Source organism: Litorilinea aerophila, assembly GCF_006569185.2.
Taxonomy (GTDB): Bacteria; Chloroflexota; Anaerolineae; order Caldilineales; family Caldilineaceae; genus Litorilinea; species Litorilinea aerophila.
Genome location: NZ_VIGC02000005.1, coordinates 56258 through 79678, shown reverse-complemented (window position 1 = coordinate 79678; position 23421 = coordinate 56258). Strand labels below are relative to the sequence as shown.

General features: G+C 65.0%; 18 protein-coding genes. 10 read left to right on the top strand and 8 right to left on the bottom strand.

Going from position 1 to position 23421, the window contains the following annotated elements; all coding sequences use genetic code 11:
- The first annotated feature begins 192 nt into the window (after positions 1–192).
- Together FKZ61_RS04830 and fmt are read left to right on the top strand one after the other, a co-directional pair.
- The gene (locus FKZ61_RS04830; RefSeq protein ID WP_229964143.1) at positions 193–1122 is read left to right on the top strand and encodes a carbohydrate kinase family protein; all 930 of its coding nucleotides are present in this window, start codon (positions 193–195) and stop codon (positions 1120–1122) included.
- 121 nt (positions 1123–1243) lie between these two features.
- Positions 1244–2236, top strand: coding sequence for a methionyl-tRNA formyltransferase (gene fmt / locus FKZ61_RS04825; protein ID WP_141609065.1), 993 nt, complete (start codon positions 1244–1246; stop codon positions 2234–2236).
- On the opposite strand, the gene FKZ61_RS04820 is transcribed toward fmt, so the two are convergent.
- Complete coding sequence (locus tag FKZ61_RS04820) at positions 2220–3827, bottom strand: ammonium transporter (protein WP_141608944.1); 1608 nt, start codon at positions 3825–3827, stop codon at positions 2220–2222. The genes fmt and FKZ61_RS04820 overlap by 17 nt on opposite strands.
- A gap of 179 nt (positions 3828–4006) precedes the next feature.
- Here FKZ61_RS04820 and FKZ61_RS04815 point away from each other — a divergent pair, with 179 nt between their 5' ends.
- From FKZ61_RS04815 to FKZ61_RS04805, 3 genes are all read left to right on the top strand, one after another.
- On the top strand, positions 4007–5914 hold the full coding sequence (locus FKZ61_RS04815) for a protein O-mannosyl-transferase family (RefSeq protein ID WP_170199273.1): 1908 nt from the start codon (positions 4007–4009) through the stop codon (positions 5912–5914).
- Between the two features lie 366 nt (positions 5915–6280).
- Positions 6281–7006 carry an SH3 domain-containing protein gene (locus FKZ61_RS04810; protein ID WP_170199271.1) on the top strand — a complete coding sequence of 242 codons (726 nt, stop codon included), beginning with the start codon at positions 6281–6283 and terminating at the stop codon, positions 7004–7006.
- Positions 7007–7319: 313 nt separating this feature from the next.
- Complete coding sequence (locus tag FKZ61_RS04805; protein ID WP_141608941.1) at positions 7320–7526, top strand: RNA-binding S4 domain-containing protein; 207 nt, start codon at positions 7320–7322, stop codon at positions 7524–7526.
- A gap of 48 nt (positions 7527–7574) precedes the next feature.
- On the opposite strand, the gene FKZ61_RS04800 is transcribed toward FKZ61_RS04805, so the two are convergent.
- The 3 genes from FKZ61_RS04800 to FKZ61_RS04785 all read right to left on the bottom strand — a co-directional run bounded on the left by FKZ61_RS04800 (position 7575) and on the right by FKZ61_RS04785 (position 12463).
- Positions 7575–8606, bottom strand: coding sequence for a DUF1385 domain-containing protein (locus FKZ61_RS04800; RefSeq protein WP_141608940.1), 1032 nt, complete (start codon positions 8604–8606; stop codon positions 7575–7577).
- A 54-nt stretch (positions 8607–8660) separates the two neighbouring features.
- Positions 8661–11294: a response regulator gene (locus FKZ61_RS23875; protein ID WP_141608939.1), complete on the bottom strand. Its 2634-nt coding sequence runs from the start codon at positions 11292–11294 to the stop codon at positions 8661–8663.
- Positions 11295–11482: 188 nt separating this feature from the next.
- Complete coding sequence (locus FKZ61_RS04785) at positions 11483–12463, bottom strand: dihydrodipicolinate synthase family protein (protein WP_141608938.1); 981 nt, start codon at positions 12461–12463, stop codon at positions 11483–11485.
- A gap of 162 nt (positions 12464–12625) precedes the next feature.
- Between FKZ61_RS04785 and FKZ61_RS04780 the strand changes: the two genes are divergently transcribed.
- The 4 genes from FKZ61_RS04780 (at position 12626) to FKZ61_RS04765 (ending at position 18340) form a co-directional block, all read left to right on the top strand.
- A complete protein-coding gene (locus FKZ61_RS04780; RefSeq protein WP_170199269.1) occupies positions 12626–14383 on the top strand; it encodes an NAD(P)-dependent oxidoreductase in 1758 nt (585 codons plus the stop codon).
- Between the two features lie 7 nt (positions 14384–14390).
- Positions 14391–15140 (top strand): Mut7-C RNAse domain-containing protein, encoded by a 750-nt coding sequence (locus FKZ61_RS04775; RefSeq protein WP_141608936.1) that lies wholly within the window; start codon positions 14391–14393, stop codon positions 15138–15140.
- Between the two features lie 306 nt (positions 15141–15446).
- Entirely contained in the window at positions 15447–16370 is a 924-nt protein-coding gene (locus FKZ61_RS04770) for a PAC2 family protein (protein ID WP_141608935.1), read from the top strand.
- 641 nt (positions 16371–17011) lie between these two features.
- The gene (locus FKZ61_RS04765; protein ID WP_170199267.1) at positions 17012–18340 is read left to right on the top strand and encodes a S8 family peptidase; all 1329 of its coding nucleotides are present in this window, start codon (positions 17012–17014) and stop codon (positions 18338–18340) included.
- Between the two features lie 467 nt (positions 18341–18807).
- On the opposite strand, the gene FKZ61_RS04760 is transcribed toward FKZ61_RS04765, so the two are convergent.
- Both FKZ61_RS04760 and FKZ61_RS04755 read right to left on the bottom strand, forming a co-directional pair.
- Positions 18808–19671: an inositol monophosphatase family protein gene (locus FKZ61_RS04760; protein WP_141608933.1), complete on the bottom strand. Its 864-nt coding sequence runs from the start codon at positions 19669–19671 to the stop codon at positions 18808–18810.
- A 12-nt stretch (positions 19672–19683) separates the two neighbouring features.
- Positions 19684–20232 carry a PH domain-containing protein gene (locus FKZ61_RS04755; protein WP_141608932.1) on the bottom strand — a complete coding sequence of 183 codons (549 nt, stop codon included), beginning with the start codon at positions 20230–20232 and terminating at the stop codon, positions 19684–19686.
- Between the two features lie 437 nt (positions 20233–20669).
- Between FKZ61_RS04755 and FKZ61_RS04750 the strand changes: the two genes are divergently transcribed.
- Positions 20670–21326, top strand: a complete 657-nt coding sequence (locus tag FKZ61_RS04750; protein WP_141608931.1) for an MBL fold metallo-hydrolase — start codon at positions 20670–20672, stop codon at positions 21324–21326.
- 88 nt (positions 21327–21414) lie between these two features.
- Here the strand turns inward: FKZ61_RS04750 and FKZ61_RS04745 are convergent, their stop codons facing one another.
- Complete coding sequence (locus FKZ61_RS04745) at positions 21415–22398, bottom strand: mannonate dehydratase (RefSeq protein WP_141608930.1); 984 nt, start codon at positions 22396–22398, stop codon at positions 21415–21417.
- A 90-nt stretch (positions 22399–22488) separates the two neighbouring features.
- Positions 22489–23421 carry an SAM-dependent methyltransferase gene (locus tag FKZ61_RS04740; RefSeq protein ID WP_141608929.1) on the bottom strand — a complete coding sequence of 311 codons (933 nt, stop codon included), beginning with the start codon at positions 23419–23421 and terminating at the stop codon, positions 22489–22491.

Below are 23421 nucleotides of genomic sequence, written 5' to 3'. Positions count from 1 at the left end.
ATTTTCAGGGGATGACCAGATGTGCTGAGGCAGATCGGTTGGCAGGTCGCTCACAACCCATCACAATCAGTCAGCAAAGCACGAAAAACGAGCAGCCGACGTCTTGACTTTTCCCAGCCGACCGGCTACACTGGCCCGGATTCCCCCGCTTCGTCGCTGAAACCATTCCAACCGACCCACAGCGCCATGCACATGTTTGACATCCTCGTCCTGGGCGAAATCAACGTCGACCTGATCCTCTCTGGAGATGCTCGCCCCGAATTCGGGCAGGTGGAAAAAGTCATCCAGGATGCCACCCTGGCCATCGGCGGCTCTGGCACCATCTTTGCCTGTGGCGCCGCACGGCTGGGCCTGCGGGTAGCCTACTGCGGCGTAGTCGGCCAGGACCTGTTCGGCCGCTACATGCTGGAACAACTGCAGGCCCGCAAGATCGACACCACCGGCGTGATCGTCGACCCATCCCTCAAGACCGGGATGACGGTGATCCTCCACCACCAGGGAGATCGGGCCTTGCTGACCTACCTGGGCGCCATCAATCGCCTGGAGGCCGAGATGGTCGACCGGGCGTTGCTGGCCCAGGCCCGCCATGTCCATGTCTCCAGCTACTTCCTGCAACACGCCCTCCAGCCTGGCCTGGCCGACCTGCTGGCGGCTGCCCACAAACAGGGCGCCACCGTCTCCATGGATACCAACTGGGATCCGGCTGAACGCTGGGATAGCGGCCTGGAGCACCTCTGGCCCCACGTGGACCTCTTCCTCCCCAATGAACAGGAGGCGCTGGCCATCGCCCGGGCCGACAGCCTGGAACAGGCCCTGGATGCCCTGGCCGCCCGCCTGCCCCTGGTGGCCGTGAAGCGGGGCGCCCAAGGGGCAGTGGCCCGCCAGGATGGCCAAACCGTTTGGGATCCCGGCTTTACCGTCCCGGTGGTGGATACCACCGGCGCCGGCGACAGCTTCGACGCCGGTTTCGTGTACGGCTTCCTCCACGGCTGGCCCCTGGTTGAAACCCTGGGCCTGGCCTGCGCCTGTGGCGCCCTCTCCACCCGCGCCCCAGGCGGCACCGAGGCCCAACCGACCCTGGATGAAGCCAAAGAGCTGCTGCATAGCCGGCAGGCGCCCTAGTGCGGCCCGGTGAAAATAGGCCAATGACGCCCCTGCAAAAAGGGCATTTTTTCACATAAAGACGCAGAGGGCGCAAATCCGATTTACGCCGGGCTACATCAGGTATGCTACAATGCCCCCCATGAGCACCCACACCACCGTTCGCATTCTCTTCATGGGCACGCCGGACTTTGCCGTGCCCACCCTCCAGGCCCTCCACGAGCAGGGACCCGCCCACGGCTGGCAGGTGGTGGCCGTGGTGACCCAGCCGGACCGGCCTGCCGGCCGCCGGCGGACACTGACGGCCAGTCCTGTCAAGCAGTTTGCCCAGGCCCAGGGGCTGCCCGTGCTACAACCGGCACGCCTGCGCAAAGACCCGGCCGCGGTGGACGCCCTGGCCGCCCAGGCGCCGGATGTGATCGTGGTCGCGGCCTACGGCCTGATCCTGCCCAAATCGGTGCTGGAGATCCCCGCCTTCGGCTGCCTCAACGTCCATGCCAGCCTGCTGCCCGCCTATCGGGGGGCGTCGCCCATTGCCGCCGCCATTCTCAACGGCGAAACCGAAACCGGCGTCTCCATTATGCTGATGGATGAGGGAATGGACACGGGCCCGGTGCTGGCCCAGGAACGGGAAGCCATCCGCCCCGAGGACACCACCGAAAGCCTGAGCCAACGCCTGGCCGAGCTGGGCGCATCACTGCTGGTTCGCACCCTGCCCCGCTGGCTGGCTGGAGAGGTCTCACCCATCCCCCAGAGCGACCTCCCCGGCACGCCGTCCATCTGCCGCCTGATTAAAAAGGAGGACGGCCAGATCAACTGGCACAAGCCCGCCGTCCAGATCGAGCGGATGACCCGCGCCTATACACCCTGGCCCAGCGCCTACACCTTCTGGCGTGGCCAGCCGTTCAAAATCTGGCGGGCCCGGGTAGTGCCAGGCCAGGCCGAGCCGGGTTTGGTCGTCCAGAGTGAGGAAGGGCCGGCGGTAGGCACCGGCCAGGATCTCTTGCTGCTCCAGGAAGTCCAGCCCGCGGGGAAACGCAGCATGGACATCCAGAGCTTCGTCAACGGTGCGCCTGAATTTGTGGGTTCCAGGCTAGGAGCGGAAGAAGGCGAGGGTGCTAGCCCTCCCGGCTGACCGAAGGATTGACCGGATTGGCCGGGGAGCCCAGGGGCGACGACAGAGGCTCCGGGTGCAGCGAAGAGCGACCCTCAGGCCGGCCATCGGCCAGGTCCGCAGTCGGTAGACTCTGTCCACTGGTGACGCCGGCCCGGCGCAGGCTGTAGAGCAAGAGCCCCAGGGGCGCGCAGATGATCATCCCCACCAGAAAGCCCCATAACCCCAGGGTCAAGATACCGATAATTTGGGCCTGTAGCTGTCCCGGAAAATCGATCTGATAGCCCGGCGCCACCAACAGTCCAGAGACACCCTGCCCCGTGACGCCCAGGTAGCTTTCCACACCGGTCAAATGCCAGCCCTGGCCGGCCGTCCCGTCGGCGAAGATGGCCAGGAGGAGCAACCCCACCACCGCGGGAATGCCGCTGACGCTGATGGTGCCGGTGGCATCGTCCAGACGCAGGATGCCGTCCACCAGAAAGGTGATAAAGGGTACCGTGAGCCCGGCCAGGAAGCCAATGAGAAAGGCCGGGGCGGGCTGCACAAAGGGCCCCACCGCCAGGCCGGCCACCACGCCAGCCGTCAGCCCCCGCGCGCTCAGGACCGGGCTGCTGGTCCCGGTGACAAACCAGGTGTAGATCAGCGGAACCAGGACGCCGCCACAGGCGAACAGGATCAGGTTGACACTGCCCCGCAACAGGGCCACCTCCTGCAAGGCCGAGACCTGGAGGGGGTTGCTCCACAGCCATCCCAGGCTGCCAGCTAGAAAGAGAAGGCTGCCGGCCACGGCCAGCAATGGCAACTGGGCCGGTGGCACCGGCGTGGCGGCCACGGGGCGCCGGGGACGTCGGGGGACCCAGACCACCAGGGCGGCCAGGGCCACGCCCGCAGCCACCAGATGCACCGTGCCGGCACCGCCAAAGTCCACCAGGCCATGGCCCAGGTTCAGGTTACGGCCCAATGCGCCCAGCCAGCCGCCTCCGCGCACCCAGTTCCCGGCCAGGGGATAGATGAAGCCTCCCATGAGCAGGGGCAGCAACAGGGTGGCAGTTACCGGCGCCCGGCCCCGCAGGGCCAGGTTGGGCAGGAGCGCCGCAGTCAAGACCCAGGGAAGGTGGGCAAGGAACAGGGCGTAGGTCAAGGGCGTCACATCCCGGCCGGCCAGGAACCAGCCGCTCAGGCCAGCCATCCCCCAGCCGGTTCCCCAGTCCGAGGGGAGCGGGCTCCACTCCCAGACCAGATCGCGCAGGCCGGGTAGATCGTACACCAGGCCCACGCCGCCAAAGTGGAGGGCGAACCCGATGGCCCAGTAGCCCAGGGCAGCCAGGCCCATGGCAGCCACTCCGCCCAGCGCGGCATCCCAGGCCCGGCCCGGCTCCAGGCCGGAGACCGCCACCAGGGTCAGCCCGGCAGGAACCAGCAGCGCCAGCCCGGAAGCCAGCACAAACCAGTAGGTGGGCACCGTCAGCCCACCGTTCTGGGAGGCAGTCCAGAGAGTCTGAGGCGTCTCGGGGGTTTGAGCCAGGAGGGGGGTCGGCCAGAGGGCCAGGGTCAACCAACCCAGGGCGCCGGCCAGGAAAACATGTGTAATCGATTTGATTCGATGATCCATATTGTGATAAGTCCGCTCACCCCATACGCGCCTGACGTCGGTGCTATGCGGTTCTGTCCAGAATGAATCGGGCCTGTATGATACCAAATCACCGGTGTATCCACAAAGTCGACGGCCTCTGGCGGATGCGGCGCCGTCCCGTCTGGGTTCTGGGCCGGGTTGTGGTAGACTTCACCCCTATGAAATCCAAGCAACTGCTGGCAGCCCTGTGCCAGGAGCGGGTGTGGAGTTGGCTCGTCGGCCTGGGGGGGCTCTTCCTCTACGGGGCCACGGCGGCGCCGAGTATCGTAGAACTGTTCGACGATAGCCTGGAATTCCAGCTGGTGGGGCCGACCTTCGGCATCGCCCACCCGACGGGCTACCCCCTCTACATCCTGCTGGGAGGCCTCTGGAGCCGGGTGTTGTTCCCCCTGGGCAACTGGGCCTGGCGAATGAACCTGTTCAGCGCCCTGGCCGCGGCGGCCACCCTGGGCTTGCTCTTCCGGCTGGCCTGCCGCCTCTTCCGCCGGGACGATGGCCGCTGCGACCTGGTGGCCGCGCTGGCCAGCACCGTAGCCTTCGGCCTGGGGCCAGTCTGGTGGAGCCAGGCCACCGTGGCCGAAGTGTACGCCCTCCACGGCCTGCTGATGGTCGCCATGCTCAACCTGGCCCTGGATCTGCCCCAACTCGACCCGGCAGCAGCCCGCCGGCGGATTTCGTTCCTCTGCGTGGTGGTAGGGCTCGCCCTGGCCCATCACCGGACCACCCTGCTGGCCCTGCCTGCCGTGGGTCTCTACCTGCTCTGGCGCGTGCCGGGCCTCTGGCGGCCGGGGCGTCACTGGCTGGCCTGGCTGGCGGCATTGGGCGGCCCGCTCCTGCTCTATCTCTATCTGCCCGTGCGCGCGGCCATGGGGGTGCGGGACCTCCACGGCAGCTACGCGAACACCTGGCAGGGGTTCTGGGATCATGTGTTGGCCCGGGGGTACTTTCGCTTTCTGACCGACAACCCCTTCGCCCTGGAGCGGACGCCGGCCTGGTGGTTTGGCCTGTTCCAGGAGCAGGTGGGGCTGGTGGGATTGGGGCTGGCCCTCCTGGGCGTGGCCTGGATCGTGCTCCGGCGACAACGGCCTGCCGCCCCCTGGCTCCTGTTGGCGCTCCTGTGGGTGAGCCACCTGGCCTTCGCCCTCCACTATCAGGTGGCCGACGTGCCGGTCTTTTTGCTGCCGGCCTTTCTGGTGGTAGGCCTCTTTGCCGGCGCGGGCCTGGCCGGGCTGCGGCGGATGCTGCGCCCCTGGTCAGGCAGGATGGTCGGTACCTTCCTGCTCGTCCTCCTGGCCCTGGGCACTGGCGGCCGCGGCCCAGCTGTCAACCGCAGCCAGGTGTGGTCGGTCCACAACTATGCGGTGGCCATGGCCAGCGTGCCCTTTCCGCCCCAAAGTCAGGTGATTGGCCTGGAGGGGGAGATTACCGCGCTCCTGTACATGCAGCAGGCTGCCGGCCTGGGCCAGAACGCCACCGGCGTCGTGGCCGATGATCCCGAGGAGCGACGCCGAGCCGTGGCCGAAGGGGTCGAGGCCGGGCTGCCCGTCTACCTGACCCGGGAGCTGGCGGGCATCGAGGACCTCTACAGCTTCAGCGGGGAAGGGCCGCTGGTGCGGGTGTGGCCCCGGGGAGAGGCGCAGAGCGGGGAACCCGAGTTTCCCCGGGACGAGTGGTTCATGGATGGGCGTCTGCATCTGGAGGGGTACGACCTGGTGATGCTGGAGCAGCCCGGCAATCGGGCCCTCCGCCTGGCCCTCTACTGGCGCCCGCAAACGGCTCTGGAACAGGTGGCCAAGGTCTCTCTGCGCCTGGAAGACAGCAGCGGCAACCTGGTCCACTGGCCCGATGGACGTCCAGCTGTATCGGACCAATTTCCCCTGCGCCTGGTTTCATCCACCCGTCACTGGCTGCCGGGTGAACGAATCCGGGATGTCTACTACCTGGACCTGCCCGGGCCGTGGTCCGATCCGGCCGTGCAGCCCAGCCGCCTGCGACTGATCCTCTACGACGCCGAGACCCTGGCCGAATTGGGGCAGACCACCTTTACCCTGCCGGGCAGCGGGTAGTAAACCCTGGCAGAAATTCGCCGATAGCACCCACCAGAGGGAGCGCGCCCAGAGGGCATCCGGAATTTCTGCCGTGGTATCGACGCCAGACTGTAGTAGCCGGGTGCTGTCGTGAGTATTTGCGCCGGCCCTGGCCAATTTTGGCTACACCTGGAAAGCGTGCCATAATGTTCGGTGTTTTGCGGCCGGTGGATCCATCGGTTGCGTGGGGCTCCTTCCCGTGGATATCCGGGGAACCCGCCCCCAGAAATGCCGCCCCAACATGCCCACCGGAGGAATTATCCACCGGGGAAACGAGGTCGGCAGGCGGAAAAGCGGTTGTATTTGAAGCGTGGAAAAAATGAGATGAGGATGAGGGATAGTTCTATGAAATGGATCACTTCACTGCACACCGGTTCTCGGCTGATGGGTAGCCTGGTCCTGGTGGTGGCCTTTGCCCTGCTGGCCGGCTGCACGGCCTTGCCCATGGACCCGGCGCTCCTGGAACAGGCTGGCAACAGCCCGGCAGAGAGCACCGAGCAGATGCCGGCGGTCGAGGTGGAACCGGCCCGGGCGACCGTGGCCACTCGTTCCCTGCGGGTGCGGGAAGCCCCTTCCACCGAGAGCGAGATGATCGCCGGAGTCAAAGAGGGCGAGACATATGATGTGCTGGCCATCAGCTCCGACGGCGCCTGGATCCAGCTGGCCATCCCCAGCGCACCTGACGGCAAGGGCTGGGTCTCGGCCAACTTTGTGACCCTGGAAGGGGATATCACCAATATCCCCACGGTGGAAGTGGAGGCGAGCGCCAGCACCGACACCGCCGGGGAAGCCAACGCCGAAGAGGCGACGGCTGAGGACGAGGCCAGCGAAGCTGCGCCAGCGGTCACGCCGGAGCCCGGCTACGTGCTCATCCAGACCGATGGCACGCCCCTGCGGGTGCGCAGCGCCCCCACCACCGAAGAAGACAACAAGATCGGCAACGTCTTCAACGGCGAGGTTTACCGGATCCTGGAAATCAGCGAAGACGGCCAGTGGATCAAGATCGAGGTGCCCGAGCTCAGCGAGGATGGCGGCTGGATCTCGGCTGAATTCGCGGTGATTGGCCAGTAAGCTGGGGCTATCTCCTGGCTGAGTCCACAATTGAATCTCAGCGAACTTGGGTGTAGCATGTTCCACATGCTACACCCAAGTTGTTTTTTTGTACCGAATCTTTGCAGATCCGATCCATAGATTTCACAGACGAACACAGACGTTTCGCCCCCGATGGACCCCAGGCGGGTGCAGGGACGGCGACGGCTGCGCCGTATGTAGGGGCGGGCCGCCGTGCCCGCCCGATGGTGCCACACCCAGGCGGATGAAGGGACGACGACAAACGCGCAGCTACGATAGTAATGAACAGGAAATCATCGGGAGGGGAATCGCCATGGAAGAGACCATCAAGCTGGATCAATTTCTCAAGTTAGCCCGGGTGGTCCACAGCGGAGGGGAAGCTAAAATCCTCATCCGTTCGGGCGCTGTGCAGGTCAACGGCGTCACAGAAACCCGTCGGGGCCGCAAATTGCGCCACGGCGACGTGGTCCACGTGCACGACCTGGAGCTGGTGGTCCAGGTCGAACCCGACGAGGAATAGTTCAAAGACCGGGTTTCGAAATCGGCGGTAGTCGGCCCGCTTGAAGCCTTAATCCGCGCTGGAGGGCCTGGCCATCCCTGGGGGGGAATGGGGTGTCTCCGTGGGCGTCGCCGGTGGATGGACCCCACCGGAGGTGACCGGGCTCCCCTGGGGCTCACCCGGGGCGATGGCCTGGGAGATGACACCATCTGCGGCCAGGACAGGCTGGAGGGCTGCGATGGCACACTCGATCATCGCGTCGTCCGGCTCCCGGGTGGTCATCTTCTGGAGGGCCAGGCCGGGCGCGATGAGCGCCCGCATGAGGGGCTTGTCGTCATGGGCCGCGCTGAAACGGATGATCTCGTAGGCGATGCTGGCCACCACCGGCACCAGGAGCAGGCGAGTCACAAAACGCAGGACCAGGGCCAGCCAGCCCGGCTGGACCCCGGCAAAGGTCAACGGGGCGAAGAGGAAGATGCTGATCACCAGCACGTAGAGGAGAAAGCTGGTGCCACAGCGGGTATGCTGGACGCTGAAGGGCCGGACCTGATCGACCGTCAGGGCGGCCCCGGCCTCATAGGCGTTGATGGTCTTGTGTTCGGCGCCGTGGTAGCCGAAGACCCGCTGGATATCCGGCAAGCGGCCGATGGCGTACAGGTAGATCAAAAAGAGGAGCAGCCGGATTCCCCCTTCCAGCAGGGCATCCACCATGGGATGATCGTTCAGCAGGGAAGCCAGCCAGCGGCTGATCCAGGTGGGAATGAGAAAGAAGAGGACAATGGCAACGGCCAGGCTGGCAGCGATGGTGGTCCAGGCAACGGGGCCGGAGAACTCCACCGGCTCTTCCCCCTCTTCCTGAGAGGCAACCTCGGCGCTCCAGAGTAGGGCTCGCATCCCGAGCCCCAGGGCATCCCACAACATGGCGATGCCCCGCACGAAAGGCCATTTGCCCCATGTGCTGGTGTAAATTTTGGCGGTGAGGGGTTCTTCGTGGACCACGATGTGGCCCTGGGGCGTGCGGACTGCGACAGCCATGGCCTTGCGCCCCCGCATCATGACGCCTTCCAGGACAGCCTGCCCCCCGTAGTAGTGTCTGCTCATGGCCGCGAATTGTAACACCGTCGCCAGGAGGGGTCAAACCGGGCGGCACAGACGTCACCGCTCCAGGTTCGGCTGCGCGGACCGGGCCAGCCATTGGGTCAACAGGGGTTTCAACTTCTGCTGCTGAATGGGCTTGGCGATGAAGTCGTTCATGCCGGCGGCCAGGCACGCTTCCCGATCTTCGGGAAAAGCATTGGCGGTCAGGGCGATGATGGGGATCTCCCGATTGCGCACCGGGGAGTGGAGCGCACGGATGGCCCGGGTTGTCTGGTAGCCGTCCATCCCCGGCATCTGGATGTCCATCAAGACCAGGTCATAGTCCTGTTGCTGGAGCGCCTGGAGGGCCTCCTCGCCGCTGGCCACCGCGTCCACCTGGTAGCCCAACTTGCGGACCATGGCCATCGCCACCCGCTGGTTCACCAGGTTATCCTCCACCAGCAGGATGTGCGCGGCAGGACCAGCCGGCTCCTTCTCCCGGGCCTTCCTGGCACCGGTCCCATTTGCACCCCTCCCATTTGCATCGGCAGGGTCAGCTGCCGCAACCGCCTCTCCGGCGGGCCCGGCGGGATGGCTGCCATCTTCATCGGATGGCGGCTCCACCGCTGCATCGGCCAGGAGCCTGGTCAACACCGCGTGCAGAGCTTGCCGCTTCACCGGCCAGGGCAACCGGCAGGGAGCGTTCTCCGCCTCCGGGTGGCAGATGGGACGCTGGAGAAGGGCCGTCAGCAAGACCAGGCCCAGGCTCCGGTGGACCGGGTGCTGACGGATGGCCTGGGCCAGGGCTATTCCCTCCCCGTCGGCCAGCCTCTCGTCGATGATGGCCAGGGCAAAGGGCTGGCCATCGTCCTGCCCCCGCTGCAGGAGGGCCAACGCGCTGGCCTGATCCACGGCTTCCGCCACCTGGCAGCCCAGGTCCTCCAGGTAGTCCCGCAGGATACCCCGGGAAAGGTCCTGGTGGCTCACCAGGAGCACGCGGCGTCCTGGGAAGGAAGCCGGCCCCGGGAAAGCCGAATGTGCCTCCCCCGGACCGTCGGCACCGGGAGGGGACACCAGGTCGAAGGTGGCCGTGAACCAGAAGACCGTCCCCTGGTCGTCGTTGGGGTGGACGCCGATTTCGCCGCCCATCATCTGGACCAGCCGTTTGGAAATGGCCAGGCCCAGTCCTGTGCCGCCAAAGCGACGGCTGGTGGAGGGGTCCAGCTGGTTGAAGGGCTGGAAGAGCTCGGGAAGCCGGGCCGGGTCGATGCCGATCCCGGTATCGATGACGGTGAAGCGCACGGTGAGCTGTTGCCCCTGCCGCCGGACCGGTTCCACCCGAATGGCCACGCCGCCCTCCTCGGTAAATTTAACGGCGTTGCCCACCAGGTTGAGGAGAACCTGACGCAGCCGCACCGGATCTCCCCGCACCGACACGCAGACCTCCGGCGAGATGTAGCAGGCCAGGTCCAGCCCCTTGGTCTGGACATTGGCGGTGACGGTATCTACCACCGTCTCCACCACCTCTTCCAACTCGAACTCCTCCATTTCCAGGCTGAGGCGGTTGGCCTCGATCTTGGAGAAGTCCAGAATCTCGTCGATGATGGAGAGCAGGTGTTTGCCACTCCGCCGGATCACCTGGACAAAATCCCGCTGCTCCGGCTGCAGCTCGCTCTCCAGCAACAGCTCGGCCATCCCAATCACGCCGTTCATGGGCGTGCGGATTTCATGGCTCATGTTGGCCAGGAACTGGCTCTTGGCCACGTTGGCCGCCTCCGCCTGAATGGCCATCTCATTGGCCCGCCGGACGGCTTCCTCCAGCCGGCGCAGATCCTCCTTACGCCGAAAGCCTTCGTCCAGCGCCTGGGCCATGTCGTGGAAGACGGCCAGATCCACCTCGTCGAAGGCTTCGGGCTCGGTGCTGTTGACGGCAAAGGTGCCATAGGCGAAGGGGATGTCCACCACGCAGCGCACGGCGGGCCCCAAGGAACGCCGCAGGTCTTCGGCTTCTCCCAGCAGATCCTCCTTCAGCAGGTCCCGGCGGTAGAAAACTTTCTGCTCCCGCCAGAAGCGGTAGATGAGCTTCAGGCCGTTGCCGCTGTCGAACATGCTCCAACCGCCGTCCCCTTCCCGCAGGCCGGCATAGGCCACCACCCGAGGCGTCTCGGGGGAGGGGTCGACCACGTTGACGCCGTAGGCATGGAAGGGCACCGCTAACTCGAGGAGCCCTTCCCGCAGGGCCTGCATCACCGGCTCCATGTCGTCGCTGTGCTTCATGGCCCAGATGGCGTCCCGGATGCGGGCCATGATGTCCCGGCGCATCTCTTCCCAGGTCGATTGGGCGACGAGGCGGCGCAGAATCAGCGCGCCCACGACCTGGCCCTCTCCATCGCGAATGGCGCTCCCTTCCAGCTCCACGTGGGCGAGCCAGGAAGCAAGGCCAGAACCAGGCCGCTGGCGCTGGCGGGTGCGGGCGTGGCCGTCGGCGAAGATCCGCTGGACGAATTCCCAGAGGGAGTCCCGGTACCACTCGGAGGAGAAGTCACAGATGTGGCGGCCGATGCGGTCGGCAGGGGTAATGTCCCGGCCGAGCCGGCGAGCATACTCGATAAAGGCCGGGTTGATGTCCAGGATGATCCCATTGCAGTCGATAATGGTGGCCGGAATAGAGAGAGAGCGAAAAACCGCAGCGTAGTCCACGGGAAGGGTCATAGTTCGAGCACCGTATCTTCGAAACGGCCGTCCAGAGGAGGGCTGGTTGGTGCCCCATGGCCATACAGATGCAGCGCCTGGGACAGCGTGCCGGTCTTGTCTGCAGCGAAAGGGTTCATGCCCCCAGTGTACGCCAAAGTTGGGACATCCGGCACCGATGAATGACGTATTCCGCTTCGTGCGATTGTCTATCCCGGCTTTCGAACTGCCGCTGAGCCAGGCCCGTTGGCGGAGGCGGCCACCGGCAGGGCGTCCATGGCCAGCTCCTGCCGCAAGACCAGCACCGTCTCCAGCACACTGTCCAACATGGCGTGATGTTCGTAGCGGAAGGTGGCCTTCATGGACCGGCAGGTCACCTGGATGGGGAGCCCCCGTTTCTGGAGCAACAGCTTGGCTGCGGCCGGATATTGGATGTTGATCACCGCCTCCATCAGCCGCAGCAGCCGCTGGACCTTGCGGGCCTCCTCAGGATGGGTGTCGAAGTGTCGGCAGAGCCAGGCGAAGAGTTCCGGGTAGGCGTTGGCGGCAATGGGCGAAAGGCCGGCGGCTCCGTCCTGCAATGACTCCAGCGCCGAAGCGGTGTTGGCGTTGAAGAGGCGCAAGGACGTGCCGTGCAGCGCGGCCAGCTTCGCCCGGATGGCCACCGGGTCACAGGTGGTGTCCTTCAGGTAGAGGAAGCGGCCCGTCTGGCCGGCCCAGGCGGCCAGCTCCGGAGACAGGAGGCGCTTGTACGGATCCGGGCATTCGTAAAGCCCCAGCGGGATTTCCCCGGTCAACTGGAGCAGATGGTCCAGCCGCTCCTGGAGCACTGCATCGGGCTCCTCCTGGGTGGCCAGTTGGCTGGTGATCACCACCACGGCCGCTACGCCGGTATCGGCCATCTCCTGGATGAAGCGGGCCTGGGCCGGCAGGGAGCCGCCAAAGGTGCCCGTGGCCACCACCGGCACGCGGCCATCCACCCGGGCCACCACGTGCCGGGTCAAGGCCAGGCGCTCGGTTGGCGAAAGGTGATACATCTCGCTGGAGAGGCAGTTGGCGAAGAGCCCCGCCGCGCCCGCCTGCAGGTACCAGTCGGTCAGGGCATCCATGCCGGCCCAATCAATACGCCCATCGGGGTGAAAAGCGGTTAACATGACGGGCCAGAGCCCGTCGGGCAAGGTAAGGGTCATGTTGGTTTGGTCCTTAAAAAAGGGTTTGACAGAGTTCAGCGGACTATGTTAGCCTGTGGCCAGTACAGAAACAATATCATACCCGAGCCGCCCTTCCGGATCAACTGTATCCCGAAGGGTTCTTTTTGTAACAGCCATTGGGAACAGAAAGAGGTAGCCAAGATGGCGGTTGTTCCGCCCCGTGACCCGGCCGCCGGTCCCCGGATCCTGGTCTGCGATCCCATCCACGAAGAGGGGCTCCGCCTCTTACGCCAGCATGCCCGGGTGGATGTGGTAGAAGGGGCGTTGACGCCGGCAGAACTGGCCGAGCGCATCGGGGACTACGAAGCCGTAATTGTGGGTGCCCGGACGACCCTGCCGGCCGCGGTCATCCACCGGGGCAGCCGGCTCCAGGTCATCGGCCGCGCGGCCGCGGGGCTGGACAACATCGACGTCGCCGCTGCCCGGGCCGAGGGCGTTCAGGTGGTGGACAGCCCGGATCCCCACACGGTTGCTGTGGCCGAACAGGTTCTGGCCCTGATGCTGGCCCTGGCCCATCGCCTCCACCCGGGCCGGGGGGGCAGCCCGGGAGCGACAGGTCTGTCATCCCCGGACGCGCCCGCCGGTCTGGCGGGCAAAACCCTGGGCGTCCTGGGCTTTGGACCGGTGGGGCGACAGGTGGCAGGGCGGGCCAGGGCCTTCGGCATGCGAGTGCTGGTCCACCAACAGCCGCCCACGCCCGAGCTCATCCTGGATCCGGCCGTCGAACAGGTTTCCCTGACCGACCTCCTGGAACAGGCCGATGTGCTCACCATCCACGACCTGTCCGGCCCATTGACAGGCTCGCTGGACGCCTCCACCCTGGCCCGGCTCCCGACGGGGGCTATCGTGGTACTGGCCGTCCCCCAGGCCAGGGTGGACGCGGAGGTGCTACTGGAAGGGCTGGAGACGGGCCGGCTGGCCGGGGTGGGGTTGGTCCTGGCCGAGGAGCCTCCCAGGACGTGGTCTGGACTATTGAGCCATCCGCGGGTGCTGGTTGCGCCTCCGCTGCCCCCCCATCCAGCCGAGACCCAGCGCCGGCTGGCCCTGGCCGTGGCCCACCAGGTGCTGGCCCGCCTGCGTCCCCAGCCGCCGGCCGGCACCCTGGCGCTGAAGGTGGTGGCCGTCGAGGAGGCCCTGCCCCACGAGGAGTATGACCGCAGCCGGGTGACCGAGCTGGCGGCCCGGCTGACCGCTGAAGGGCGGCTGATCAACCCGCCGGTGGCCGTCCTCCACCGGGGCCGCTACATTGTCCTGGACGGCGCCACCCGGGTGACTGCGTTCCGGGAGCTCCGCTATCCCCACATCGTACTTCAGGTGGTGGACCTGGGACAGCAGGGTGTCCAGTTGTACACCTGGCACCATGTGATTCGCGGCGGGGCGGGGCTCCTGTCGCGCCTGGCAGAGCTGCCCGGCATCCGTCTGGTGCCCGTTGGTGAAGGAGGAGACGGGCCGAATGCTGGGGAACAAGCCCTGGCACACCTGATCACGGCCCAAGGCGTGACCTATCGGGTGGAGGCGGCCGCCGGCGCCGACTGGCTGGAACAGCTCAACCAGGTGGTGGCCTGTTACAGCGAATGGGGACGGGTGGAACGGACGCTGACCACCGACCTGGAGAGCCTGCGCAGCCAGTATCCGGATCTGGCCGCGCTGGTGACCTTTCCCCCGTTCACCCTGGATACGGTTTTGACGCTGGCCGCCGAGGGGCGCAAGCTGCCCGCAGGCATCACCCGGTTTGTCATCCCCGGCCGCATCCTGCGGCTGAACGCTCCCCTGGAGCGGCTGGCCGGAGACGAACCCCTGGCGGCCAAACAGGCATGGCTGGACAACCTGTTGCGGGAAAAGCTCGCCTATCGCCAGGTGCGCTACTACCAGGAGCCGGTTGTCCTGTTGGACGAGTGACGCCGGCATGGAACAGGCCCACATTCGCTTTCACGGTGAGCTGAACGACTTTCTGCCCGAGGAACAACGCTCCGGGGCCATCGCCTACAGCCTGGACGGCACGGTCTCCATCAAGCATGTGGTGGAAGCCCTGGGCGTACCCCACACGGAGATCGAGCTGCTCCTGGTGAACCGGGTGCCGGTGACCTTTGCCTACCTGCTCCGGGCCGGCGACCAGGTGGACGTCTATCCGGAGTCGGTCAGGCCGGGCGTCCGGGCAGCCTTCTGCCTGCGGCCGCCCCTGCCCCGGCCGGTGCGCTTCATCCTGGACACCCACCTGGGGCAGCTGGCCAGTTATCTGCGGCTGTTGGGATTCGACAGCCTCTACCGCAACGACTACGACGACGCCACCCTGGCCCAAATCGCCAGCCGGGAGAACCGGGTGCTCCTGACCCGGGACCGGGGCGTGCTCAAGCGGAAGATCGTGCTCTACGGCTACTGTCTGCGCCAGACGGAGCCCCAGGCCCAGTTACTGGCGGTGCTGCGCCGCTATCGGCTGGCCGGCGAGATTCGGCCCTGGCGCCGGTGCCTCCGCTGCAACGGCCTGCTGGCGCCGGTGCCCAAGGCGACCATCCTGGCAGAGCTGGAACCCAAGACCCGGCGATACTACCAGGAATTCCAGCGATGTCAGGCCTGCGGGCAGATCTACTGGCAAGGCTCCCATTACGCCCGCCTGCAGCACTTCATCGACCGTATCCTGGCTGCCGTCCACCGCTGAGGGTAACGCCGGCCCTGGGGAAGGAAGGGGCGAACAGGCCAGAGCCGTCGGATCATTTTATGGTACAATAGAAATTCTACAACGGTTTTGGCAATCGTGAGGTAGGTCACGCAAGGATGCGTGACAAAGGTGCAGGCATCCCAGCCCGGCCAGGAGGCCGGATCCACGGGGAGGGACGTAAATTCGCCTGCGCTACACCTTCTGGTTCCTGGATGAGTTTCAACCTCCCAGGAGGAGAAAATCTGAGACAGGCGGCAGGTCATCCAGGCCTCGCCGCCGGGATAGTGCAGGAGCAGAGGAAGATAGATGAGCGAGCTTGTCGAACTTTGGGAACGACCCAAGGCCCGTCGGATCTACATGATCGCGGGCTGGCATCAGTGGGCCGACGCCGGTGCCGTTTCCTCTGGACTGCCGGCCTACCTGATCGACCACCTGGATGCGCGCCAGATCGGGCGGCTGAAGCCCGATGGTTTTTACCTGTTTCAGATTCCGGGCACCCACCACCTGCTGCGCCCGGAAGTCCACTTCCAGGAGGGATACAGCAAGCAGATCGAGCCCCGGCGCAACGACTTCTACTACGCAGGCACAGAAGAACAGGGCCTGGTCATCTTCCTGGGCGAGGAACCCCACATGAACGTGGATGACTATGCCGACGCCCTCTTCCACGCCGCGCGCGAATTGCAGGTCCGGCGCATGGCCATCGTGGGCGGCGTCTATGGCGCCATGCCCTACGACAAGGACCGGGAAATTTCGTGCACCTACAGCCTGCCATCCATGAAAGCGGAGCTGGAAGCCTATGCGGTGCGCTTCTCCAACTACCACGGCGGCGCCACCATCGGCTCCTACCTGGTGGACCGGGCCGAGCAGTATCAGCTGGAAGTGTTCGTCTTCAACGCCTTTGTGCCCGTCTACGATTTCGGCCAGAGTGCATCGCTCCCCATCCAGGGCGTGCGCATCGAAAACGACTACCGGGCCTGGTATGAACTGATGCGGCGCTTCAACCACATGTTTGGGTTGGGCATCGATCTGTCCGATCTGGACCGCCGCAGCGAAGAGCTGACGGCTTCCATCGAGGCAAAGGTGGAGGAGCTGGACCGGACCATGCCCCAACTGAACGTGCGGGCCTACCTCCAGAAGGTGGCCAGCGAATTCACCGAGCGCCCCTTCATGCCCCTGGACGACGTCTGGGAAGAAGGGTTGAGCGATCTGTTTGAAGATCTTGAAGACTGACTCGATGGGAAGGAGAGGGGGGTGGGCCGCCACCAAAAGGCGGCGGCCCCAGAGGAAAAGGAGGAACCAAAGGAGGTATGATGAAGTGGAAGTAACTGCAAAGCCCGTTCCCCAGTTGACTTTGCAGTGCATCAACCTGCCGGGTTTGTACGCCCTGACGGGCACCCAGGAGGTCGATGCCGTGGATGCAATCTGTCTGCCCCCAGATTTTCACATCCACTTGACCGCCAGTATAGCACAGCCTGCTTGCCCCCCCATATGTGCAACTTGCACACAAATCAACCGAAACCATCCTCAAAAACGCCGATTGACAGCCAGAAAAACTCGTGAAACTTGTAACTTTTGTTCGCTGTGCACATAGCCGAGGCTGTTTCCCTCGTTATCCGGTGATTTTCTGACAACAATTTTTACGTCTTTCCGCATAGCCAACCTGGCGGTTGCCAGGTCATCTCGACGATCCACCTGTCCTCTGTTTCTGTTATCCTGCCAGATGGAGACCATCCTGCCGGGCGCGTCCCGGACCTGGGTGCCATCGGTCAGGACTGTTGGGACACACGGGTGTAGGGAAATTGACAGAATTTAGACATCTTGGGTGGCAGGATTCTGTGATATAGTCAACGGACATGAGGAGATCTGCAAATTTGCCGGGGAAATTACCAGGCCGTCATCAACTGCCCGGCGGCCAGAGACGATTCCACCCATATGGCTGGCGTGCGGCCCTGCTCCTGCTGGTGGGCGTGTGGCTGTTGGGCATGCTCTGGGTGAGCTCACCCCGGCTTTTGGCTGCAGCTTCAAGGGAGGGCGAACAGGAGGAAGCGACGCTCTTGCTTCAATTTCGGGCCGAGACGTCGGCCGAAGAGCGGGCCCAGACCATCGCCCAGTTGGGTGGGGAGATGATCCAGTGGCTGCCCCAGATCCAGGTAGCTGCAGTTCGCCTCCTGGCTCCCCGGCCAGATGCCATCCTCCAGGCCCAGCAGGTGGACAACATCCGTTTCACCGAGCTGGATCTGCCCATCACCGGCACCCTCCTGCCCAATGACCCGGCCCTGTCCAGCCCCGAACAGGGGTACGCCTTTGTCCGCATCCACGCTCTGGAGGGGTGGGAGATCACCACGGGCAGCCCCGAGGTGGTGATCGCCATGCTGGATACCGGGCTCAACCTGCAGCACCCCGAATTCGCCGGCCGCATCGTGCCCGGCTACGACTTCGTGAACGACGATCCCGATCCCACCGATGACCATGGACACGGCACCCATGCCGCCGGCCTGATCGCTGCCGCCATCGACAACGGCATCGGCCTGGCCGGGGTCTGTCCCAATTGCCGGCTCATGCCCATCAAGGTGTTGAACGGACAGAACAGCGGCACCTGGTTTAACGTGGCCCGGGGCATCTTGTTCGCCGTCGACCATGGCGCCCGGGTAATTAACCTGAGCCTGGGTTCCAGTGTCCCTTCGCAGACGGTGGCGGAAGCGGTACGATATGCGGAAGAGCGGGGTGTGTTGGTGGTGGCGGCTGCGGGCAACGCCGACAGCGATGCCCCCTTTTACCCGGCCGCCCTGGATCCAGTGATAGGCGTCAGCGCCACCATGGAGAACGATCAAACCTGGTCACTGAGCAACCAGGGCTCCTATGTGGATGTGGCCGCTCCCGGCCACATCATCTACAGCACCTATCACGATCTGAACAATCGCTTTGGCGGCTATACGTTTATGAGCGGGACCAGCATGGCCACCCCCCTGGTGGCAGGCCTGGCCGGCCTTCTGCTCAGCCAGGACCCCCAGCGCCAGCCCGCGGATCTGCGCTTCCTGATCACCGCCAGCGCCGACGACCTGGGCGAACCGGGCTGGGACCCCATCTACGGCTATGGACGCATCAACGTGGCCCGGGCCCTCTCCCTGACCACTTCCCAGCCCGCCGGAACACTGATACCCACGGTTCAGCTCTACCTGCCCCTGGTGGTTCAAAACTAAAAACTGAGCCGACCCTATGGGAATGGGTGCCCCGTCGTAGGCGTCGCCGTCCCTTCACCCACCTGGGTCCGGCATCCTCGGGCGGCTGGGAGCCGCCCCTACCGCAAACCGGTACCCTTTCGCGATGGGCCACAGCGGGCGGGCACGGCGGCCCGCCCCTACGGGAACGGGCGCTATGTCGGGCTGCGCAGCGACAGCGGGCGGGCACGGAGGCCCTTCCGAGCATCACCGTGCGGCCGGAGACCGCACCTACGACAGGGGCCGCCATCCGCGTAGACCGGACGCGGCGAATATGTAGGGCGGGTCTCCGGCCCGCCGTGGGTGGCGGTGGAATCAAAGGCGCAAAGAAACGCAGGAAAGAATGGCCCTAATCAGCGTTCATCGGCGTGGGTCCGCGTCCTATTCAACCTTTTCGCAGCAGAACCATCAAACCCAATCGGCAAAGATGGTAACCCCAGAGGGTGGACTCAAGCGGTCGCCGCGTCCGGTAGGAGGGTGCTGGGGAGGCCGGCCCGGGCCGACTGGATGCCCCGGAGCAGGGCTTCGTGGAGGGAGGGCTGGCCGTTGCTGGCGATCAGGCTGGAGCTGGAGAGGGTCCATTCGGCGCCGTTGTAGTCGGTCACCCGTCCCCCGGCCTCGCGCACCATGAGCACGCCCGGCGCGGCATCCCACGGGTTGAGCCAGCCTTCCCAGTAGCCGGCAAAGGCACCAGCCGCCACGTAGGCCAGATCCAGGGCCGCTGCGCCCATACAACGCACCGCCTGGGCTCGGGTCAAAAAGTAGGTGAATTCCGCACTGTTGTTATCGGCATGGGTGGCCCGGTGATAGGGGAAGCCGGTGGTGAGGAGAGCCTGGGCCAGCTCCGTGCGCCGGTTGACAGCCAGGGGTCGTTCCACGCCGGAGGGCTCCCGCACGAAGGCGCCCTGTCCCCGGACGGCCCAAAAGACCCGCTGGGCAGGCAGCTCCAGGGTGACCCCCAGCAGGGTGGTCTCGCCCCGGTTGAGGGCGATGTTCACGGCGCAAAAAGGCACCTGGTTGGCAAAATTGATGGTCCCATCGATGGGATCCACAATCCAAAAATACTCATCATCCGGCCGGTGATTGCTCTCCTCGCCCCAAAAACCGATGTGGGGGGCCAGGTCCTGAAGGGCCTGGCGGATGAGGTTCTCGCTGGCCACGTCGGCCTCGGTGACCAGATCGATGGCGCTGGATTTCTCTCGGATCTGTTGGAGCCCCTGGCGCTGCATGCGCCAGACCAGCTGGCCGGCCTGCCGGGCCACAGCGATGACGGCTTCAATAGGCGGCGTTTCCATTTCTGCTTCCAGACTCATGGTATCCAGTCCTTACATCTCCTCGCGATAGTGAAGTCCCCGGCGGTTCTTCTCCTCCAGGGCGGCTTTGCGGATCAACTCCCGCACCTCCACCGGATTTTTGACGTTGTGGAGCACAAGCTCGGGCGTGGTGGGATCGGTGCTATAAATAGTGATGTCCCCCACGTTCAGGGCGCGCTCACCCAGGTGCTGCTTGACCTTGGTATCCCGCACCCGCACCAGTTCGATCTCTTCGATGTTCTTGCCCAAAATGCCCCGGATGATGCGGATGCGCTGGGTGGTCAGCTCGTAGCGAACGCCGATGGTCAGGTAGGGTCGGCCCTGCCAGAGGACCTCTTCCGGCGGTTCATCTATGGCAGGGGGCGCGGCGTTGCGGGGGCGGGCGCCCGCGGCGCTGTCTTCTTCTTCCAGGGCGTCGAAGGCAGCGAAGATGCTGTCGGCCAGGGCGTTGACAATGGCCTGGAGCTGGGTCGTGGGGATGGCGTCGATCTGGACACCACTTTCCGCCAACGATTGGTAGAATTGGGCGGTGACAATTTTCCGAATTTCATCGCGTTCCATGGCTTGTACTCCTTCCGTGTTCCCCGGTCTTCCTCCGGTGGCCGATCCCAGGATTTCATCATAACACCGGGCCCTGGGCTGCGCAACCGCCATGCCCGTCCGCCGTTGAAAACCTGCCCACAGGGTGCTACCATAGCTATGTGGAGCGGGTGCGCCATTTTGCCCGGGAGGTGACGGTGAACCATGCCCCAAGCCCCGGGTGTATTTCAACTTTGGAGCAAGCGGACGGGACAAACCCCGCCCCTACCGGATCTGCCCGCACCAGGTGTCGGTAGGGTCCGAATCCTGCCCCCAACTTGAACTACACCCCCAAGCCCCACCGATCTTGTCGCCATGCCCAAAGTGGGGTATAGTGCGCCCAAACATTTGTTCCAAATTCGGACTTCCCCCCAGAAGGGGAGCTTCCAGCTCATCACGAAGCAGGGCAAGGAGTTGTCATGGACATTACCTGGTATGGGCTATCCTGTTTTCGTATCCGGGAGGGCGGCGTTACCGTCGTCTGCGATCCCTACGATAAATCGGTGGGCATTCAGATGCCCAAGATCCGTGCCGACATCGTCACCGTCAGCCACGACCGCCCTGGCCACAACGGCGTGGACCGTATCACCGGTGAGCCCAAAATTTTGCGTGGGCCAGGCGAATACGAAATCAAAAATGTCTTCATCACCGGTGCCACCACCTACCACCGCGCCCGCTCCAACGGAGACCGGGAACGGAACGTGATCTATTTCTTTGAATTCGACAATTTCATTGTAGGCCACCTGGGCGACCTGGGCGAAGTGCCCGCCCAGTCGGAGATCGAGGAGCTGAACCTGGGTGAGGTGGACGTGCTGATGGTGCCCGTGGGCGGAGGCACGACCCTGGACGCGGCCCGGGCTGTGGAGGTGGTGGGGATGTTCGAGCCCAAGCTCGTGATCCCCATGCACTATGCCCATCCCCAACTCCAGGTGGAGTGGCTGAGCAAGCTCGACCCGGTGGAAAAGTTCCTCAAGGAGCTGGGCATCTCGGCGCCGGAGCCCCAGGAGACCCTCAAACTCACCAAGAGCTCCCTGCCGGACGAAACCCAGGTGGCCCTGCTGGTGCCCGCCGTGTAAACTCGTTGAGCCGGGAAGGCACCGCGGAGCACGCTTTGCATCCAGGTGGAAACCGGACAGCCCTGCGTGCTCCGCCTCCGTCGCAATCTCAACGGCCATAGACCGTCTGGATCAGGCAGCGGATGTAACCGTTGGCGTAGGCCCGGCCCACCTGCTCCGAGTCAGCCTGGGGAAAACGGGGCGTGTGGTCCAGCATGTAGGGGCCGTTGAAGCCGTGGTCCCGGTATAGTTCCATGGCCCGGCGCATGTCGATATCCCCTTCGTCGATGAAGACCTCGGCGAAGTGGGGCAGGCGTCCCCGCACGTTACGGAAGTGAACCCACGCGATCTTCCCCTGGGAGGCCATTTCCACGATGGCGTCGTAGACGCCGGTACCCAGCAGCTCGGTCATGCAGCCCTGGCAGAAGATCATGGCGTGGCTGGGGCTGGGCACCAGGTCGAAGATGCGGCGAAACTGCTCCAGGGTGGAACAGATCTGGGCCACGCCACCTAGCGGCTCCGGCACCGGCGGGTCGTCCGGGTGGAGGGCCATGCGCACCCCGGCCCGCTCTGCCACGGGAATCACCGCCCGCAAGAACTTCTCCATCCGTGCCCACATCTCCTCCTCGGAGACCGGCGGCGTGTGTTGCGGCGGGCGGTTCCGCATGAATTCGTCGTAGTCGAAGGTGCTGTACTGCACCCCGCCCCGCCCGATTTCAGACGTGGTACGGAAGTTGCCCATGGGCTTGAAGTTCCAGCCCAGGTGGGGGATCCCGGCCCGCCCCAGGGACTCCAACATCCGGCACCAGGCCTCGATCTTCTCGTCCATGTCTGGCCTGCCCAGGGTGATCTCCGGCCAGCAGGACATCACCACCGCGTTGAGCTGCATACCGTGGGCCTCGACCCGCTCCCGGGCCTGCTCGAAATCGGCCGTGCAGTCCCGGCCCGCACGCAAGGCCTGGCCCAACGGCGAGTCCACGGTGCTTACGCCGCTGCGGATGTCCAGCTGGATCATGTCCACGCTGAGGGCCCGATAGAAACGGAGCCGGTCATCGTCCAAATCGGTCCAACGCATGGTGTCCTGGATGTACATGGTGCACCTCCCTGGGCAGGTTAAAGATTGAAGATTGAAGATTAGGGGATTGGGGGATTGGGTGAAAGGATCGCCCAATCCCCCAGCCACCTATCCCCCCACCGTAGCCACGTACACGATCCACTCTTCTGCATCGTACAGGGGCAGACCAGCCCAGTCCAGATAATAGCGGACGTGGTCGAAGCCGGCCTGCTGCATCATCGCCACCATGGTCTCGACGGCGTAGGTCTGGTCGCAAAGGTGGATCTCGTTGAGCTCGCCACTTTCCAGGTGGAGGATGTAGTAGCGCTCCATGGAGAGTTCAGCCTGGGCATCCCAGAAGCGCTCGCCCAGGTGCAGGAACGGACCATCCCCCCACAGGCCGGTGTTGTCGGTAAACCACCAGTTGCTGTCGGTTTTGTCCACCCGCTCCTGGTTGAGCAGTTCCACACAGAGGGAAGCGCCCGGCTTGAGGGAGTGGGCGATCTGGGCCAGGAGGTGACGGGCTTCCTCCCGGGGGAAGACAGCCAGCTGGCCGTAGAGAAAGAGGGCCGCGTCGAAGTGTTGGGCCGGCCATGCCACCTGCCGCACGTCCTGTTCAACGAACGTACAGCGGTCGGCCACGCCCTCCCGCTCGGCCAGCTCCCGGGCATAGGCGATGGCCGCGGGACTGAAGTCGTAGCCGGTGACCCGGCAGCCTCGCCGGGCCAACTCCACCGCGTAGAGGCCCGGCCCACAGGTGACGTCGCAGAGGTGCATGCCGGGCTGCAGTCCCAGCGCCTGCCAGAGCCAGTCGATCTGGCGCATACGCTCTGCCGTGACGCGGGATGCCGCGCCGTGGGATTCATCCAGGTGCTCCCGCAGCATTCGCTCCGAAAAGGCCAGGTCATTCCAGGGCAGGTTGCCGCCCTGGGTCCACGGGGACGGGCGTTCGGGCCGCCGGTAGATCTTCCACAGGGCCCGGGCGATTTTGCGCGAAATGATGTCGTCCATCACGGTAGAGGAGGGGGCGCCCCCGTAGTAACGCGCGGGGGCGTCCGTCAT

Coding starts and splice junctions, on each gene's coding strand:
- FKZ61_RS04820 (WP_141608944.1), bottom strand. CDS start 3,827: ATGGATCATCGAATCAAATCGATTACACATGTTTTCCTGGCCGGCGCC.
- FKZ61_RS04760 (WP_141608933.1), bottom strand. CDS start 19,671: ATGAGTCTGGAAGCAGAAATGGAAACGCCGCCTATTGAAGCCGTCATC.
- FKZ61_RS04800 (WP_141608940.1), bottom strand. CDS start 8,606: ATGAGCAGACACTACTACGGGGGGCAGGCTGTCCTGGAAGGCGTCATG.
- FKZ61_RS04815 (WP_170199273.1), top strand. CDS start 4,007: ATGAAATCCAAGCAACTGCTGGCAGCCCTGTGCCAGGAGCGGGTGTGG.
- FKZ61_RS04785 (WP_141608938.1), bottom strand. CDS start 12,463: ATGACCCTTACCTTGCCCGACGGGCTCTGGCCCGTCATGTTAACCGCT.
- FKZ61_RS04775 (WP_141608936.1), top strand. CDS start 14,391: ATGGAACAGGCCCACATTCGCTTTCACGGTGAGCTGAACGACTTTCTG.
- FKZ61_RS04770 (WP_141608935.1), top strand. CDS start 15,447: ATGAGCGAGCTTGTCGAACTTTGGGAACGACCCAAGGCCCGTCGGATC.
- FKZ61_RS04755 (WP_141608932.1), bottom strand. CDS start 20,232: ATGGAACGCGATGAAATTCGGAAAATTGTCACCGCCCAATTCTACCAA.
- FKZ61_RS04740 (WP_141608929.1), bottom strand. CDS start 23,421: ATGACGGACGCCCCCGCGCGTTACTACGGGGGCGCCCCCTCCTCTACC.
- FKZ61_RS04745 (WP_141608930.1), bottom strand. CDS start 22,398: ATGTACATCCAGGACACCATGCGTTGGACCGATTTGGACGATGACCGG.
- FKZ61_RS23875 (WP_141608939.1), bottom strand. CDS start 11,294: ATGACCCTTCCCGTGGACTACGCTGCGGTTTTTCGCTCTCTCTCTATT.
- FKZ61_RS04810 (WP_170199271.1), top strand. CDS start 6,281: ATGAAATGGATCACTTCACTGCACACCGGTTCTCGGCTGATGGGTAGC.
- FKZ61_RS04805 (WP_141608941.1), top strand. CDS start 7,320: ATGGAAGAGACCATCAAGCTGGATCAATTTCTCAAGTTAGCCCGGGTG.
- fmt (WP_141609065.1), top strand. CDS start 1,244: ATGAGCACCCACACCACCGTTCGCATTCTCTTCATGGGCACGCCGGAC.
- FKZ61_RS04750 (WP_141608931.1), top strand. CDS start 20,670: ATGGACATTACCTGGTATGGGCTATCCTGTTTTCGTATCCGGGAGGGC.
- FKZ61_RS04830 (WP_229964143.1), top strand. CDS start 193: ATGTTTGACATCCTCGTCCTGGGCGAAATCAACGTCGACCTGATCCTC.
- FKZ61_RS04780 (WP_170199269.1), top strand. CDS start 12,626: ATGGCGGTTGTTCCGCCCCGTGACCCGGCCGCCGGTCCCCGGATCCTG.